General features: G+C 34.8%; 9 protein-coding genes. 3 read left to right on the top strand and 6 right to left on the bottom strand.

The window, feature by feature from the left end:
* Positions 1-38 precede the first annotated feature (38 nt).
* From NU08_RS17730 to NU08_RS17720, 3 genes are all read left to right on the top strand, one after another.
* Complete coding sequence (locus NU08_RS17730; protein WP_129748441.1) at positions 39-1,952, top strand: LysM peptidoglycan-binding domain-containing protein; 1,914 nt, start codon at positions 39-41, stop codon at positions 1,950-1,952.
* A 93-nt stretch (positions 1,953-2,045) separates the two neighbouring features.
* The gene (locus NU08_RS17725) at positions 2,046-4,121 is read left to right on the top strand and encodes a LysM peptidoglycan-binding domain-containing protein (protein WP_129748440.1); all 2,076 of its coding nucleotides are present in this window, start codon (positions 2,046-2,048) and stop codon (positions 4,119-4,121) included.
* Positions 4,121-4,522, top strand: a complete 402-nt coding sequence (locus NU08_RS17720) for an OsmC family protein (RefSeq protein ID WP_008462463.1) — start codon at positions 4,121-4,123, stop codon at positions 4,520-4,522. The genes NU08_RS17725 and NU08_RS17720 overlap by 1 nt, the downstream gene beginning before the upstream one ends.
* A 340-nt stretch (positions 4,523-4,862) precedes the next feature.
* Here NU08_RS17720 and NU08_RS17715 read toward each other — a convergent pair whose 3' ends face one another.
* From NU08_RS17715 to NU08_RS17690, 6 genes are all read right to left on the bottom strand, one after another.
* The gene (locus tag NU08_RS17715) at positions 4,863-6,242 is read right to left on the bottom strand and encodes a Gfo/Idh/MocA family protein (RefSeq protein ID WP_129748439.1); all 1,380 of its coding nucleotides are present in this window, start codon (positions 6,240-6,242) and stop codon (positions 4,863-4,865) included.
* A 99-nt stretch (positions 6,243-6,341) separates the two neighbouring features.
* The gene (locus NU08_RS17710) at positions 6,342-8,525 is read right to left on the bottom strand and encodes a M1 family metallopeptidase (RefSeq protein ID WP_129748438.1); all 2,184 of its coding nucleotides are present in this window, start codon (positions 8,523-8,525) and stop codon (positions 6,342-6,344) included.
* Positions 8,526-8,545: 20 nt separating this feature from the next.
* Positions 8,546-11,641, bottom strand: a complete 3,096-nt coding sequence (locus NU08_RS17705) for a DUF5107 domain-containing protein (protein ID WP_129748437.1) — start codon at positions 11,639-11,641, stop codon at positions 8,546-8,548.
* 243 nt (positions 11,642-11,884) lie between these two features.
* Positions 11,885-14,887 carry a glycoside hydrolase domain-containing protein gene (locus NU08_RS17700; RefSeq protein ID WP_242502588.1) on the bottom strand — a complete coding sequence of 1,001 codons (3,003 nt, stop codon included), beginning with the start codon at positions 14,885-14,887 and terminating at the stop codon, positions 11,885-11,887.
* Between the two features lie 36 nt (positions 14,888-14,923).
* On the bottom strand, positions 14,924-15,925 hold the full coding sequence (locus NU08_RS17695; protein ID WP_129748436.1) for a c-type cytochrome: 1,002 nt from the start codon (positions 15,923-15,925) through the stop codon (positions 14,924-14,926).
* Between the two features lie 98 nt (positions 15,926-16,023).
* Positions 16,024-17,430, bottom strand: coding sequence for an aryl-sulfate sulfotransferase (locus NU08_RS17690; RefSeq protein ID WP_129748435.1), 1,407 nt, complete (start codon positions 17,428-17,430; stop codon positions 16,024-16,026).
* Positions 17,431-17,442 lie beyond the last annotated feature (12 nt).

Genomic DNA, 17,442 nt, shown 5'->3' with positions numbered 1-17,442 from the left:
ACATTTGTAAGGCCTTAATTTTTTATAACCTACTATTTATGAGAGAACTTTTAACAATTTCTCTTGTCTTTATTTTGTCTTTTAACAAAATAATTGCGCAAGATTCAATTATCGAGCACAAGATTCAAAAAGGTGAAACCGCTTATTTTATTGCCCAAAAGTATAAGGTTTCTATCGATGAGATTTACAAACTCAACCCCGAATCGCAAAACGGAATCAAAGACAATCAGGTTTTAAAGATTCCAGTTCACAACTCAGAAAATACAACTTCAAAGCAGCAAACCCATATTGTTGCGCCAAAAGAAACATTGTTTGGTTTATCAAAACAATATCATGTTTCGGTTGAAGCCATTCAGAATGCCAATCAGGAAATTTTAGCCAGCGGACTTCAAATAGGTCAAGAACTGATTATTCCTCAAAATTCAGATCATTCTTTAAAACAAGAAATTGCTGTTTCTTCAAAAACAACACATCAGGTTGTGGCTAAAGAATCTTTGTTCAGCATTGCAAGACAATACAATGTTTCGGTTCAGGATTTAGAAAACCTTAATAAAGATATTTTAATTAATGGATTACAGATTGGCCAGACAATTTCTATTCCAAACAAAAGAAAAACATTGGATGGAAGAGTTCGTGTTATCAATCAAGAAACAGTTTTTCATATAGTTGAACCAAAAGAAACCAAATTTTCGATTGCGAAGAAATATGGAATATCAATCGATCAGCTAGAATCACAAAATCCTGAAATTGTAAATGGATTAATTGTTGGAAACAAATTAGCCATCAATACAAAAGGAATTCAACCCACAAACGAAAGTGAAGAATTGATGTTGGCTTTGGCCGAAAAACAAGTTGTTGTCGAGAAAACAAAAGCCAAAACGGTTGAAATTGAAGATTTAAAAGACCGATTGGTTGTCCAAAAAGAAATGAATCAGAAAATTATAAAGATTAATGATTTGAAAGTGAATCTGAACGATATGAATGGTTCTAAAGAAAACTCAGTTGAAAAATTGCGTTTGGTTTTAGAAGCCAATAAAAATGTTCAAGATGTTTTAATGGCAAAATTAGATTCGCTTGTTGCAGCAATGAATGATGACTTGAAAGAATTGAAAAGAATGGATATTTTGAATATTGAAGAATCGAAAAGATTAGAAAAACAATCTTCTGAGGGAATCAATAAAACCAATGAATTATCATCTCAATTAAAGAAAGAATTGGCAGAAAACAGAAAAGTGTATGCCGGTTTGATGAATAAAGTAGAGAAAATTGCCGTTGAGGAAAATCAGGAGTATAAGAAGAAAATCCGCGAAAGCGAGAAAAAAGCCAATACAGAACCTTTGCAACAACGTTTGTCTTTAGAGGAAATTAATCGCTATAAAGAAGATCAGCAAAAAGGAGATGAAAAGAATCAACTTTTAATTGCTAAAATTGATTCGCTTGACAATCAGAAAAAAATTGAAGTAAAGCGACACATCAGTAAAGCTTCATATTACAGTATGGAAGCTCGAAAGTTTGATGATAAATTAGCTTTAGTAAAATTGAAAAAATATCAAGATGAAGCAGTCAAAAAACAGAAAAAGGATAACACTATTGAAAATTCAAAAACAATTTCGCTGGAAGAAATGAAACAAGAATTGAAAGACAATCCGTTACGACCTGATAAAACAGTAAAAGTAGAAGTTTATGATAATCTTAGAGAAGTTTCGAACGGGTATTACTTAGTTTTGGGTATATTTACAGACGCAGTTGATCGAGATAAGCTTATTATGAAACTCATTGATTCTGGCGATTTTAACGCTAGTTTCTTTTTCAATATTAACAGCCTTTCGTACTATGTTTACAGCGATAAATTCGAAAACATGGAAGAAGTGCTTTATAAATGCAAGAAAAAAGAAGAAGATGAGTTATATAAAGAAATCATAATTGCCAAAGTAGAAATCGATTTGAGATGATTTTTGTATGAAATAACAAACGGCTCGAATTTTGCTTTTGGATAATCTGTGAGATATTTTTAAATTAGAAATTAAATTGTTTTAAGCCATATTATGAAATACTATTTAACATTATTGTCTCTTGTATTCTTTATCAGTTCAAGTGCTTTTTCTCAGGAAAAAGTGGTGAAGTATAAAGTGTCAAGCGGTGAAACTATTAATCAGATTGCTCAAAAATTTAAGGTTACGCCTTATGACATTTATAAGCTAAATCCAGATGCGAGAACAGGTTTAAGCCCAAACACAGTATTACTGATTCCGACGGCAACAGGAGAAGCAAAAAAAGAAGTTTCTGAAACTAAAACTGCTGTTGTTTCGGGAAAAGAGATTATTCATGAAGTGCAGCCAAAAGAAACGTTTTACAGCATCGAGAAAAAATACGGAATCTCTGATGAAGCTTTAAAAGCTGCAAATCCGTTTTTGGAAAAAACGGGTGTTCAAATTGGACAAAAATTGGTTATTCCAGCAAAAGGATCTGCTCCAAAAGCTTCAGCAAAACCTGCTAAAGAAAAAGGTGCTGAGAAATATATGTATCATGATGTTCAGCCAAAAGAAACAAAATTTGGCATTGCAAAACAGTACAATATGGCTGTTGATGAATTAGAAAAACGCAATCCAGATATCGTTAATAGTTTGCCAGTTGGTTACAGACTTACCATAAAAGGAACAGCGCCAAAAACAGAACACGTTGCAGCAGAAACAGCAAAACCTGCTGAAAATAAGAAACCTGCAGAATCTTCTAAAAAAGCGGTAACTTATATGGAGTATCAGGTGAAACCGAAAGAAACTTTTTATAGTTTAGGAAGAGTTTTTCATTTATCGCAAGATGAATTAGTGGCATTAAATCCATCACTTTCTGAAGGTGTAAAAGAAGGAATGGTTTTGAAAGTTCCGGCTGGATATATAGCTCCTGCGCCAATTATTGCAACGCAAGTTCCTGCTGATAAACCTGCTGATTCTTCTGTAAGTAAACCAGTAGAAAACTCTGGCGGCGGAATTAAGATAGTTGATAAAGTAAAATCTACTGAAAACGAAAATGTAGAAATTGTTGAATTAACAAAAAAAAGAGGTATTAATGAGCGTAAAAAAGTAGTTTTATTGCTTCCTTTTAATTTGGCTAAAGTGCAAAGTGATACGTCTGGAACTGCTAACAGAATTAAAAACGATAAGTTCTTAAATATGACTTTAGATTTTTATTCTGGAGCTTTGATGGCGATTGACTCTGCAAAAACATTGAAACTGCCAATTGATGTTGCTATTTACGATTCGCAAGAAACAAAAACGACTTCGAATGTTGTAGGTTTGACTCAGAAACTTCAAGATGCAGATGCTGTAATTGGGCCATTTTACCAAAGTAATGCAGAAACGGCGGCAAGTATGCTTCGTTCGTATAATGTTCCTGTAATTTCTCCTTTATCAAAAGATAGCGCCAATCCGATTGATAATTTGTACCAAACAATACCTTCAAATGACGTAATCAGAAATGCTGTTTTTGATTTTATGCGTTCTAAAAATGGAAATATAATTGCGGTCGTTGATAAGAAAAAAGAGTCGGTTATCAATTACATCAAACAAAATCAGAAAGGAGTTGCATTTGCATCTTTAACTGAAACTGGCGGTTTGGATGTGGCGAATTTAAAAAGCCTGCTGATTCCAAGCCGAATGAATTATGTCGTGATGGAAACAGGAAATACAGCGATGGTAAAAGCTACGATAAAAGCTTTACTTGATTCTCAAAAAACGTGTCAGGTTCAGCTTGTAATTCTTGAGCCAAATAGCACACTGGATACAGATGAAATTGTTTTTGATAATTTAGTAAAATTAAAATTAATGTATCCTTCTGTAACTCGAGAAAGCGACGAACAGCCAGTTTTAATTTATGAAAAACAATATCGTCTAAAAAACAAAGCAAATCCGACGACTTACGCAACGAGAGGATTTGACGTAACGTTTGATACGATGATGCGTTTAATGCAAGGAAAAACATTCCAAGAAACAGCTGATTTGATGACAACTCAGCAGGTAGATAATAAATTTCAATATTATAGAAAAGAAGATGGGGGACACGCTAATAAAGGTGTTTACATCTTATATTATGATAGTGACTTAACTTTAAAAGTAGCAAATTAATGACATCAAAAGTAACCTATTTAGGAGATTTAAGAACAAGTTCAATTCACGTGCAATCAGGAAGCGAAATCATTTCTGACGCACCATTAGATAATAACGGAAAAGGAGAAGCATTTTCTCCAACAGATACAGTTGCAAATGCTTTAGCAAGCTGCATGATGACCATTATGGGAATCAAAGCTCGTGATTTAGAAGTTGATTTTGTTGGATCTACAGCAGAAGTAACTAAGATCATGAATGCTGAACCAAGAAGAATTGGAGCAATAGAAATTGTGTTTCAAATGAAAAGCAATGCTGATGAAAAAAGCAAAACGATTTTAGAGCGTGCTGCCATGACTTGCCCAGTATTTTTAAGTTTAAGCAGTGAAATCGAAAAGAAAATTACTTTCAACTGGAATTAATTTTCAACTTAATATTAAAAGGAGCTGTCTCAAAAGGACAGCTTTTTTTATAAGCTTCGGAGAAGCGAAATATTTGTAGAAATTCAATAAAGTGAATGCAAAAGAGCTCCAGCGGAGCGACATTTTTTTCCAATTAGTATATTGCTCCGCTGGAGCTTTGTTAATGATAATAGATTAAATTGCTATAAATGTTTCGCTTCTCCGAAGCTGAATTTCCAAAATCAAAGGGTTTGTAAATATTTTTCGGACTGCCTGTTTTGTTTTATAAATGGTCTAAAACAGACAAGAGAGCAACATCTACTTTGCCCTCTTGTCCCTCTTACTAACTAACCAATAATATTTATTCTGAAAACTCTAATTTTTTAAGTTTGTTCCAGCCTCCACGAGTAAAATCTGGAATTTCAACAGGAGCAGAATTATGATCTAATGAAATTTCTGTTAATGGTCCAAGGCAAGACCATTCGGCTAAATCATAAACGTCCATATCAAGCGGAAGTCCTTTTTGCAGACAATAAATTAAACGATAGTCCATAATAAAATCCATTCCGCCATGACCGCCCACTTTTTTAGCCTGTTCTTCGATTCCTTTTGCAATTGGATGTTTGTATTTTTCCATCAACGCTTTTTTCACTTCTTCAGGAACAAAAGAATGCGCGCTCAATTTTTCGTGATTTGGTTTTACGTCATCGCTTAATTCTTTTCCGTCTAAAGCATAACCTTCTAACGGATATTTATTAGCAAAACCTTTTGTACCGCTCAATTGATACATTCTGCTGTAGGGACGAGGAGAAGTAACATCGTGTTGAATGTGAATTGTTTTTCCGTTTTCCGTACGAATCATAGTCATAGTATGATCACCATTTCTAAAATTTTTAATTTCTTGTCCTGATTTTTCTTTAATGTAAGCAGGATTTCCAACAGCTTTTGTATCCATAGAAACCAAGAAATTCATTTTGTCACCACGGTGAATATTTAGTGCCTGACACGCAGGTCCCATTCCGTGTGTCGCGTAAATATCGCCGCGGTGTTTAATGTTATAATCCATTCTCCAGTTGTTCCAGTATTCTCCCCAAAAAGGCTGTAAACCATGAATATAAGAACCTTCGGCATGAAGAATTTCTCCAAAAACGCCTTGCTGAGCCATGTTTAATGTTGTCAATTCGAAAAAATCGTAAACACAATTTTCCAATTGCATGCAATGTTTTCTTGTTTTTTCCGAAGTATCGATCAATTCCCAGATTTCTTTCATAGTTAAAGCGCCCGGAACTTCTATTGCAACATGTTTTCCATCTTTCATGGCTTGAACTCCGATAGAAGCATGATGAAGCCAATCTGTAGCCACATAAACCAAATCTACGTTTGGCAAAGCCGTAACTTTTCTCCAAGCATTTTCGTCGCCATAGAATTCCTGTGCTTTCGGAAAACCAGCTTTCGTTAAAATCTCATTTGATTTTGCAGTATTTTCTTGAGTCATGTCGCACAACGCTACAATTTCTACACCTGGAATATGTGTCATACGTTCTACAGCGCCAGGACCGCGCATTCCAAGTCCGATAAAAGCAACACGAACCGTCGGAATTGGATCTGCTGCCATTCTCAGGACATCTTGCTGTCCTTTTGGACGTGAAGGCGTTTTGGTCTTAATCATTTGTGCCGATGCAATTGTCCATCCGAACAAAAGAAAAAGGATTGTTATAGGTTTTAAGAAGATGATTTTCATGAGTGATTATTGTTAGATAAATTTTTAAAACAACCTCTCTAATGAACCAAATTAGAGAGGTTTTCAAAAACAAAAACAGACCTAAAGGACTTTTAATAATTATTTTTGACTACTAAATCTTTTCATTAATGGCGTTACATGTTTTAGGGTATCGTCATCTAATGAAGCTAATGCTTTATCAGCTTCGGCTGGTGCATATTTTGTTAATCCTGCTAATCCTGCTGCAATTACGTTGTATGATTGTTTTTTAATGCTTTCTTCCATTAAACTTTTATAGGAAGCATCGCCTGTAGAAGCCAGTTTTACAATAGCATTTGCTCTAGCGATTGTCTTTTTATCATTTTTAGCAATATCAAGAAGCGTTTTTAAAACCTGATCTTTGGTTTGCTTTTCATTTAAATCAATTGCTTTGATGCTCAAAACTCTTAAATCTTCCTGTTGATCTTTTAAACCTTCCAGTAAAATAAGTTGCGATTCCTGACTTCTGTCTTTTGAAGCAAATTTTATGGCTTCAATTCGGTTGTAATACGATGGCGCATTTTTATATTGATAAAGATAATCAGCAGCCGTTTTTTTATCGACATTCACTTCGCCAACTAGAATTTTATCTGGATCTAAATCTATAAATTCAGGTTTTGAAGGAAGGTCAAAAGTGAAGCTTTGTTGTTTTTTATCAATTAAAATATCCTTTCTGATTTTAGTTCCGTTTACATAAAAATCAACTTTTAAAGGAAGCGTAAAAGTTTGCACTGCGCTATCCTGAGATTGACTTATTGTAATAATAACTTTTCCGTTAGCATATTTGTAGTTCACATCCAAAATCGGACTTCCAGCATTATAATACCATTGATCAAAATAAGGCAGCCAATCTTTTCCTGTCACTTCTTCCATTGATAAACGCAGTTGATGCGGTTCGCCAGATTTGTACGCATTTGTTGTTAAATAATGATTTAGTCCTTTAAAAAAGGCTTCGTCGCCCATTTGGTTTTTCATAGCATACAAAATGATAGAACCTTTAGAATAGCTAATGTTATCAAACATATCGTCTGCATTTTTATAATGAAAACGTGCCAAAATCGGACTGTTCCCATTTTTTTGAGAGCGCAAATAATTCTGCAATTTTTCATAACGTGATCTGTCTTCCGCATCCTGTCCGGCATCGTGACCATGCCATAAAACTTCTCCAAAAGTGGCAAACGATTCGTTCATGGTTAAGTTTGACCAAGACTCAGCCGTTACGTAATCTCCAAACCATTGATGAAAAAGTTCGTGAGCAATGGTACTTTCTTGATTATCATCTAATAATTCGCGTTCTGTTTTCTGAACATATTCACCATGAACTGTCGCTGAGGTATTTTCCATCGCGCCTCCAAAATAATCTTTCACAACAATTTGCGCATATTTTGCCCAAGGATATTCTACACCAAGCATTTTGCCGTAAAAGTTCATCATATCTGGCGTTTTGTAGAAAATCTGTTTGGCATACGGTGCATATTTCGGCTCTAAATAATAGCTGACTTCTTTTCCGTTGTATGAATCTTTATAGACTTTAAAATCGCCAACCGCCATCATAAACAAATAAGGGGCATTTGGCTGATCCATTTTCCAAACATCTGTTCTTGTTCCATCTTTGTTTACTTTTTGTGAGGTTAATTTACCGTTTGAAAGTGTTGTATATTTAGTCTCAACGGTCATTGCAATTTCAGAAGTCGTTTTCTGATTGGGTTTGTCAATTGTTGGGAACCAGCAAGAAGAAGCTTCCGTTTCGCCTTGAGTCCATATTTGTGTTGGTTTGTCACCTTTTCCATCAGGATTAATAAAATACAATCCGTTTGAGTTGGTAATCGATTCGCCAGCTTTGCTTTTCAGCTCTGCTGGTTTTGCGGTGTAATTAATGAAAATCGTGTACTTTTCAGTTCGTTTGTATTTTCTGTTTAAAGCGATGGAAAGTTCTTCATTGTCGTATTTGTATTGCAACGGAATACTTTTTTTACCATCGATAATAGCAATTTCTTTAAAATCCATTCCTTTTGCGTCAAGCCTAAGCGAATCGGTTTCGTAAAAATGAGGTTTTAAAGTAATCCATTCTTTTCCATATAAATAACGTTTTCCGTAATCGAAAGAAACATCCAATTTGGTATGAATTAAATCATGGGTTTTTAAAGGAGTAGCGCGGTAAATGGATAATTCATCAACCTTTTCTGTTTTGTTTTGTGCTTCTATTTTTGGCGCCAAAGCAAGGGCAAGACCCAAAAATGTATATTTTAAAAAATGCTTTTTCATTTTATTGTTTTGAAAGTTCTTTACAATTTTTCGATAATTCTGACTTCACCGTCTTTTTCATCTTCACTTAAAATATTCGATTGTTTTTTGGTGTAAGCCAATAAACTCCACTGCACTATTTTATTTGTCGGATATAAATCTGCCTGATTTTTAATCCATTTTTCAGCTTCTTGAGCAGAAGAAGTTTTTTCAATCGCCCAAGCCGAAACCAATTGATTTGCAGGAAGAAAGTTCATAACCGTATTATCAACCACTGGTTTAAAAGCGACAATTTTATCTAAAGATTTTGAAGCCATTTCTTTGTTTCCAAGACTGCTGTAACATTGATAATCCAGCCAGTTTTCTAATCTTTCATCTATGTTTTCATCATACGGTTTTCCAACGCCTAAATTCTCTGGAAACAGTTTCGCATCGGCAATAAATTGTAATGCTTTTTTGTACTGTTTGTTTTTCATTTCTGCCAAAGCTTGCATCAGTTTGGCCTCGTGATACAATTGTCTTCCTGCTGTTGCGCCTTCGAAAGGAAGGATTTGCAATTTGGTTAAGAACGAATCGGCTTCGCGGTATTTTTTGTTTAGCAATAAAGTTTTGGCATAAAGCATTCCAATCAAATAATTGTCTTGATGTTTTTTATAGAAAGATTCAGCCGTTGTAAGCGCTTTGTCAAATTGTTTTTGAGCGATGTAATGTTCTGCAAGCATTTTATGGTATCTCCAGCCTTGCGGATCTAATTTTATTGCCTGCTGAAGACTTGCCAATACTATTGAAGCATCATCTTTAAACAACGAAGCTTTAGCTCCATAAAAAGCTGGATCATTTGGTTTTGCACCGCATTGCGAAAACAATTCTTTAGCTTCTGAAATGCTGTTACGATTCCATTCAATTAATCCTAAATGATATTTTAACTGATATTGATCGTTTGTTTTAATTAATGATTTCAAAATTTCAGCCGTTTCATTTCTGAAAGGGAAACTTGTTCCCGGTTTTATTTTGCTTAAATCAACTGGTTTATTTTCTAAAAAGGCTTTCCAATATATAATTTCAGCGCTTGGTTCTGCAATAGAAAAGACTTTTAAAGCTTCATCTTTTCGACTGATATTATTGTACCAAATTCCCAATTCAAGAAAAGTCTGTTCTGGCATTTCGTTTTGAATGGCAGAAACAAAAGCATTTTTTGAATCGGCTGAATTGTTCCAAAGGTATTTTTCAAAATCAGCAAAATGATTCAGCGGATCCAATTTTGCAATGGTTTTTAAAACAGAATTCGCTTTATCTGAATTATTTTGAAGACGATATAAAACCGCTAAAACCTGTAAACCTTCTATATTGTATTGATTATAGATTAAGCTTTTCTCGGCATATTCAATAGCTTTTGGCAGATCGTTTTCGGCTAAATAAATTTTGCTTAAAGCAGTGTAAGTTGGACTTCTAAATTCAACACTTGCTGCTGCAATGTCAAAACCGTCTTTTGCATCGATAGTATTTCCTAAATGGAAATTTGCCAAAGCATAAAAATAATTCGCCGAAGCATCGTAAGTGTCTATTGATAAAGCTTTTCTTGCCGAATTTACAGCTGCTTTGAAATCTAATTTTCTAATTTGCAAAGAAGCCAATGCAGAAAGGGCAGGAGCGTAGTTTGGATCTAGTTTTAAACAAGCATTTAGTTTGTCTTCGGCCAGAACATAATCTTTAAAACTGATGTAATTTTTTCCTTGCTGATACAATCCATAAACCGAATTATGATCAAAATCTTTCGGAATTTCTACAGGGCGATTGATGTTTATGTCTTCTGGCGCAGAATTCCAAACCAGTTTATTTCCGCCTAAAACAAATTTCAATTTATTAGAATCCACTTTTACCTGAATAGAATCTTTAAAAGTTTGCATCGTATTCAATGCAATATCTTTAGAATACACTTTTTTATCGTTTTCAAAAACCTCAATTTTTTCATTTAATTTTTGAAGCGGAGAAAAATATATTTTCAGCCAGCCATTTTCGTTTTTAATATTGACTGAACCATAATTATTGGCTTTTACAAAACCTTTTGTGTGTTTTACAGGAAACCAATATTCGGTCCAAGTATCGGTTTGATATGGCGCAAACGAGCGTTGTTTGAAAGGCGTAAGACTGCTGGTTTCGCTTGCCTGATTAAACAATCTTCCGCTTTGCACTTCTACATATTGTCCGTCAGTATCGGTCAATAATTTTTCCCAAATCATGCCTTGCTGTGACAATCCCCAAATCCAGATTTTTTTGCCCGGTTTATCGTCGTGATTGCCGTATCTTCCCATTCCGAAATCTTCGTCGTGATAATATCCTCCAAAGAAATCATCATATTTTCCGAATACGTGATACGATTTGTAACCGCCAAAATTGTTGTTTTTGTAGAAAGACAAATCTTTGCCGTTTTCTTTGTCAATTGGCCACGAATTGTATTCTCCGTTATGGCCAATATAAGTTTGTCCCGGATAAATAAATTGCAGATTTTCAGCCGCTTTTATTCCTGTATTCATCCAAGTGTAGTAAGGCTGTTCAAATTCGGTTGTGTTTGACCAGAACGAATTTGTGGTAAAATACGCTTTGTCTTTTGGAAGATTGATATCTAATTTCCAAGAGGTTCTCGTCAATAAATCTAAAACGCCAATCACACAGCTGATGCTTCCGTCTTCTCGATTTATAATTTTGTAATCCACAGGAGTGGCGCAGTTTGGCGTATGGCCGATAATTCCGTAATTGCCTTCAACACCGCCGCTTGTCCACGGTCCGCGCATGGCAATGTCTCTGAATTTTACAACATGATTATTGTAAACAATGTCTTTTCCTGTAGATTTTTCTATTGCTGACCAAACTTTCCCGCCAATTTCTGGCAAAATCATCAGTTTTATATAATCGTTTTCAATTTCGATTACTTTCCATTCTTTTTGAACAGCTTTATCGGTAAAACCGTCAAAACGGAAATACGGATAAAACTTGGTATCTGGTTTCGGAATCGGATCAGGATCTGAGAACGGATAGGTTGTAAATACTTTTTTGTATTCTTTTACAGTGGGTTTGTTTTGTGCGTTGACAAAGAGGCTTCCAAGGAGTAGAATTGATAATAATGGTCTAAATTTCATGATGGATAGCTTGGTTATTTGTGGTTGTTTTTTTGCCACAGATTACACAGATTAAAAGGATTTTTTTTAACCTGTTTAAAAATTAATCTGTGTTAATCTGTGAAATCTGTGGCATTAAATTTTTTGCATTTTTGTCATTTCGACGAAGGAGAAATCTTCGTTAGTAGCTCGACAAAGATTAAGGAGTTTCTTGCGAAGATTTCTCCTTCGTCGAAATGACAAACAGTACGAGGTAATTGTTGATTACTTCACAATCAACAACCAGCCTTTTCCTTTAGAAACTGGTATTTCGTCTTTTGTTGTGAACGTTTTTGCAGGCTGGAAATTGGTAACTTCTGGAGCAGTAATCGTTGCTTTTGCAGGATTGATTCCTAGTTTTTTCCAGTCGATGTTTAGTTTCACATTTACATCAGCATCTGCCCAGCTTGCAATTGAAATTAAAGCTGTTCCGTTCTTTTTGTAAACTGTTGCTAGAACTTTATCGTTGTTTGTTTTTACTGGACAGTTTTCGCTCCAATATCCAATCATTTCAGAACCTTTAATTCCGAAAGAATCCCAAAGTTTCCAGATATTTCTTGGGTCAGCACCGTCGCTCCAAGGTAATCTGTTTGTCATTCCGTAAACCATTCCTCTCCACGGATTTCCACCATCTTGAAGCATTTCTCCCATTAATCCAAACGGAATTCCGCTTACCTCAGTCAAGAAAAAGTCAGGCTGATTTTTTTGGTAATCAAAATATTCTCCAAACCATAATTTATTGATGTATGGAAAGTGCTCCATGTACAAGTTGGCACTGTTATTAAATCCGTCACTTTTGTTGTATTGGTTCGCACTATGTAAATCGATAATTCCAGGATGACCATCTTTAGTCAAAACTCTTTTGATACGTTTCATCGTGATTCTGTCAAAAGCAACGTCGTCTAGATAAATTCCGTCGATACCAACATTTTGAGTCAGCCAATTCATTCCTTCCACATAATAATTGTGCCAACGGTTCATGCCGCTATTTACGATTGCAGCATCTTTAATTTCAGGAACAAACCAAGCTGCGATATAATCGTCTCCAACGTGTTCTTGCAACCAAGAGAATCCGCCTCCTTTTCCTGGAGAATAAATTTCGTGACCTAAACTTCTTAAAGCGAAAGTCTCATAAGCTTTGTTAGAAACCTCTCTAACCGTATTATAGATTTTTACTTTTAATCCTTTTTCATGTGCTTCATCGATATACGTTTTCATCTTTTTAAATTCGATAAAAGGATAATTGATATACGGATTGATTGCATTTGCATGATGAATATTGATTACCGTTGCACCAGTTTTTGCGATTGAATCGATCGGACTGTATTTGTGGTAAAACTTAGTATCCCATTGAAAATCGGTATTTATTGTATGGAATGGTGTAATTAACAAGTTGAAGTTATAGTATAAAACATCTCCCTTTTTCATTGTTCTAGCGCCGCTATACGCATTTACTACAACCGATTTTTGATTTGGCGTAATCGTAATTCCACCTTTATTTTCGTTGCCCCAAGAAGTTGGCAATAGTAAAGGTTTTTGCAAATAGAAATTCGTGTTTAACGGACGGCTGTATTTTTCGTCTCTCAATGAAAATTGCAATCCAGAGTTTACCGCACCAATCCAAGCGCCATCTTGATTTTTATGAGCCACATCCCATTTCCAGTCAAAAGTTGCAGGACGATCTCCACCTTTTTGACCTAATCCCATCATGTATTTTGCAGAAGTCGGTTGCATCGGCATTTGGAAATTAATGTCATTAAAAGCAACATCTTCAAGAGCGGTAACTTTTACTGTATAATGTACAAAACCATCAAATTCAACAGAAGCGTTTACATCCATTTGAACTGATTTTGATGTAGAAGTATTTTCCCAAGAAACCGTTCCAGCTTCTTTTTTAGTAAATTTTACACCGCTATTTTTCCATTGCACTTCTTTTCCAGAAGCGTCAACAAAATGAAAATCGATTGGAGAACTTAAAATGTCATTTGCTTTTGCTGTAACAGAAGTCATTTCAGGCGTAAAGAACGTCTGAATTTGCGCTGGGAATCCGTTTGCAGCTAAAGTTAGTTTTCTTCCTAATAAAGCAATTTCAGAATTGTTTACTGTTAATGGAGTATAAGGCGCAATAACTGTATTTTCTTGTGCTAATGTCGAATTCAACCATTTTAAACGCGTCATTTTTTCAGGACTGTCAATGCCTCCATTTTTTGTTACTTCGTTAGAAACAATAATTTGAAGATTGATTTCTTTTGATTTTCCGTCAGCCGTTACGGTTGCTTTTCCGTTGTATGTTCCAGCAGCAGCAGTTTGTGGAACATCGATACCGCACCACATAGCCTGAATTTTTCCTTTTGAAACTGAAACCGTATTTGTAAAAGGAGTGCCGTCATATCGAGTTCCATCAGTGTTGATACAGCTGATGTCTTTCGCTTCTATTGTCGCTCCAGTTGTGCTTACTAAATTGGTGAAAGATACTTTTACATTTTTTAAATCTTCAAGCGCGTAAACTCCTAATTGAAAAGCTAAATATTCCCCTTTCATTGCCGTATCAGAAAAACTGTTTTGAACGCCTTTCTGAATCCATCTTTGCGGTAAATCTGATTTTAATTTGATTGAATGTTCTCTATCTTCTGGGAAAACTAAAAATGAATTTCCGCTGTTTTTTGCCACAATAGCTGAAGTTTCAGATGCCGTTGCAATCACTTCCATCGGATAAAAACTATTGAAAGCATTTACACTTTGGATTTCTGTTACAGCAGCATTTTCTTTAAAATTGCTTTTGATTTTAGAAACCCATTCAGTATTAGCTTTATCTTCAGGTTTTTGATAAATTCCTTTTGGATAATTTGCAGTTCCTTCATCAACATAAGGCATATAATAAACGTAATAAGTTCCTTTGCCTGAAATAGGTTCAAAGAAAATAGTACCGTTTTCTCTATTGATATTTTCGGTTTTGATGTTCTGAATTTCTTTTCCAGACGCATCCTGAACGATAATTTTTTTAAGTTCTGGATTGGTGTCTCTTCTTCGCCATTCGATTGTCGTTTTAGCAACATTTCCAGCCCCAGAAAAGGCAATTACAGCACGGTGATTTCCTAATTGATTCGGATTCCAGCTGTCGTTTCCGTCTGAATATTTTATTTGTGCAGTTAGAGGAATGCTGATTGTGATCAAACACATTATCAGTATTCTGTTTAAAAGCGTTGTGTTGTTTAGGTTTAGTTTCATTGTATTGTATAATCAGTTAAATAGTATATTTTGAGTTTAGTAAACGGCTTTCCATCCTTGTTTTTTCCAGTAAGCAATAATCGGTTTGTAAGGTCCGTATTTGTGCTGCTCTTCCGAAAAATTATCTTGAAATGGACTGTGTGCATAATCGATAGGTTTGCCCATTTTATTTGGATAATCAAACGTTTTTGGGTTTGGTCTTTTATGCTGTGAATCGTCATTTACATAAGCTGCAATGTCAAGCGCTTGTTTGTCTGTAAGATATGGTTTTCCAAGCAGTACTTTATCGTAAGGCATATTGCTTTTTAGCCATTGCGCCTGTTTAATGACGCGGTGCATGCTTGAACCTGGCTGATATCCATATTCGCCCCAAAGTGGAGGATAGGTGTAACCCGATTTGTCGGCATTGTAAACACCTTCACCATTATTTCCGTGGCATCTTGCGCAGTTTTCGGCAAATAAAACTTTCCCTCTTTCTGGACTTGCAGCAACATCTGGAAATTCGATTTCTAAATTTTTAGCTCCTTTAAAATTACCATCTTTTGGAACAAATTTGCTAATCCATTTAAAATAAGATAAAAACGCCACCATTTCTTTACTATCCAGCGGAAGTGGTTTTCCAGAATGCGGGCGCATAATGCAGTTATTAACTCTTTCTGCCAATGTAAGAACTTTGTTTTCGCGCCCGCGATATTGTGGATAATTATCGTGTGAAGACATCAAATTGAACGCATGAGGTTTTGTTCCTGCATCTTGATGGCAGTTGGTGCAGTTCATTTTATTGCCCAAATATTGTCCGTTTTTTCCGTTTGGACCAATATAATAAGCCGTTTTCATCATTAATTCTCTTCCATAGCGAACCGATTCTCCAAATTGATCGTCTGGAATCTCAGAAGTATCAATTGTAATATAGCCTTCTTCGTCTTCTTTTTCTTCAATTGTTTTTGAAGCTAAAGTTTGAGAATTTGATTTGTTGCAGGAATTGAAAACAGCAACTGAAAATGCTGAAAAAAGTCCGATAAGAATTGTTTTTTTCATGTCTATTATTTTTATTCTAACAGGTTTTTAAAACCTGTTAGGTATTTTTCTAAATTTATACCTACAAGGTTTTTAAAACCTTGCAGGAAATCATTTCTTTAATTAAGAAGAAAAGGTTTTAATTTTTCTTCAGGAATAAAGATGATTCTGTATGGCGGAATTTCAGATTCTAAAGCCCATAATAAAACACCTTTTTTATTGGTTAAAACTGTAATATGTCTTTTTGAGCAGCAAACTAATATGGCATCTTTGTTAATCATATAAGCGCTTCCCATTCTATCGTTGTAAATATCTTTTGGTAATTTTATATGAAAATCCAGTTTTACTGAATTGCTTTTTTCGTCTACTTTTAAGGCAAAAACAGAAGATTGTTTGATATCTACGCCATTGTCAAAAAACAATAAACTGTCATCTTGATCGATGTGTGCGGCGTGTGCCTGAGAGAAATTAGTGTTTGGAGCCATTTTCATTGTGCCGCCTTTTCCTAATTTCCAGATTACTTTTCCAGTTTTCGAATTGATTTTCCAAATCTGGCCGTTATTATAAAATGAGATTAAAAAATTTCCATCTGCATCGTAGCTTAAACTATTGGCATGAGTCCAGTCTTTCTTGTTCTTTAATAAATTTTTGTCTTTAAATGGATCTAAGTCATCAAAAACACTCCATTTCCAGAGTTGTTTTCCTTTTTTATTTAAAATTATAATTCCGTCACCATTGATCGTGTCTTGCTTTTTTCCTCCAATAGAAGTTAAATCGATTATTTTTTGCTCGACAGTTAAAGCGACAATTTCGTCAGCCGATTTTTTTATGATTTCATGGTGAATGACTTGTTTTAAATCACCGTCACCTTTTTTGATGTGAGTTAAAGTATCGCCTTGAAGATTGATTTCAAGAATCTCGCTTCCGTAGCTGGTTGGTTCGTCATTTGTACCCAAAATAGAAAGGATTGTTTGATCTTTTGTAAAATGAGTAACTTTAAACCCAGTTCCTTCAAGCGTATGATACCATCTCAAATTTCCTTTATAATCAACAATATAAGCAGTTCCAGGAGTTTCTCTTTTCGCTAAAAGCAAAAATCCTTTTTTGAAATTTTCAGGTAATAATTCTGCTTTCGGACAATTGGCTTTAAATTGTTTCTGTAGCCATTCTGGAAGTTTTCTAGATTTGAAAGTATAAACTTTGCTGGTTTGTTTATCGCCTCCTTGAACCGTAATTAATTGAAAATTATAATTGGTTTCTGGAGTAACGTTGCAAAGTACCAACGAATGTTTAATACCAGATTTTGAAATAGGAGAGGTCATTTTATTTTGAGTTCCTTCTTTGTCCGACCAATATTCTGCATATACCTGAGCTTGGTCATTCGTAGTAACATCGATCTGAATTTTCAATTCGTTGTTGCCATGAGTGCCAATATTGATATTGGAGATAATTTGGTTTTTAGAACAACTCGCCAAAGTAAGCAGCGCTAAAATAAAACTTCCTTTTAATATTAATTTTTTGATCATCTGAAAAGCTTC

Source organism: Flavobacterium anhuiense, from assembly GCF_004151235.1.
Taxonomy (GTDB): Bacteria; Bacteroidota; Bacteroidia; order Flavobacteriales; family Flavobacteriaceae; genus Flavobacterium; species Flavobacterium anhuiense_A.
Note: the sequence above shows the minus strand (reverse complement) of the source record. Positions and strands in the feature narration are given on the sequence as shown.

Bases quoted from the DNA above. Each gene is read 5' to 3' on its own strand.
- NU08_RS17725 (WP_129748440.1), top strand. From the start codon at position 2,046: ATGAAATACTATTTAACATTATTGTCTCTTGTATTCTTTATCAGTTCA.
- NU08_RS17720 (WP_008462463.1), top strand. From the start codon at position 4,121: ATGACATCAAAAGTAACCTATTTAGGAGATTTAAGAACAAGTTCAATT.
- NU08_RS17705 (WP_129748437.1), bottom strand. From the start codon at position 11,641: ATGAAATTTAGACCATTATTATCAATTCTACTCCTTGGAAGCCTCTTT.
- NU08_RS17695 (WP_129748436.1), bottom strand. From the start codon at position 15,925: ATGAAAAAAACAATTCTTATCGGACTTTTTTCAGCATTTTCAGTTGCT.
- NU08_RS17715 (WP_129748439.1), bottom strand. From the start codon at position 6,242: ATGAAAATCATCTTCTTAAAACCTATAACAATCCTTTTTCTTTTGTTC.
- NU08_RS17710 (WP_129748438.1), bottom strand. From the start codon at position 8,525: ATGAAAAAGCATTTTTTAAAATATACATTTTTGGGTCTTGCCCTTGCT.
- NU08_RS17700 (WP_242502588.1), bottom strand. From the start codon at position 14,887: ATGAAACTAAACCTAAACAACACAACGCTTTTAAACAGAATACTGATA.
- NU08_RS17730 (WP_129748441.1), top strand. From the start codon at position 39: ATGAGAGAACTTTTAACAATTTCTCTTGTCTTTATTTTGTCTTTTAAC.
- NU08_RS17690 (WP_129748435.1), bottom strand. From the start codon at position 17,430: ATGATCAAAAAATTAATATTAAAAGGAAGTTTTATTTTAGCGCTGCTT.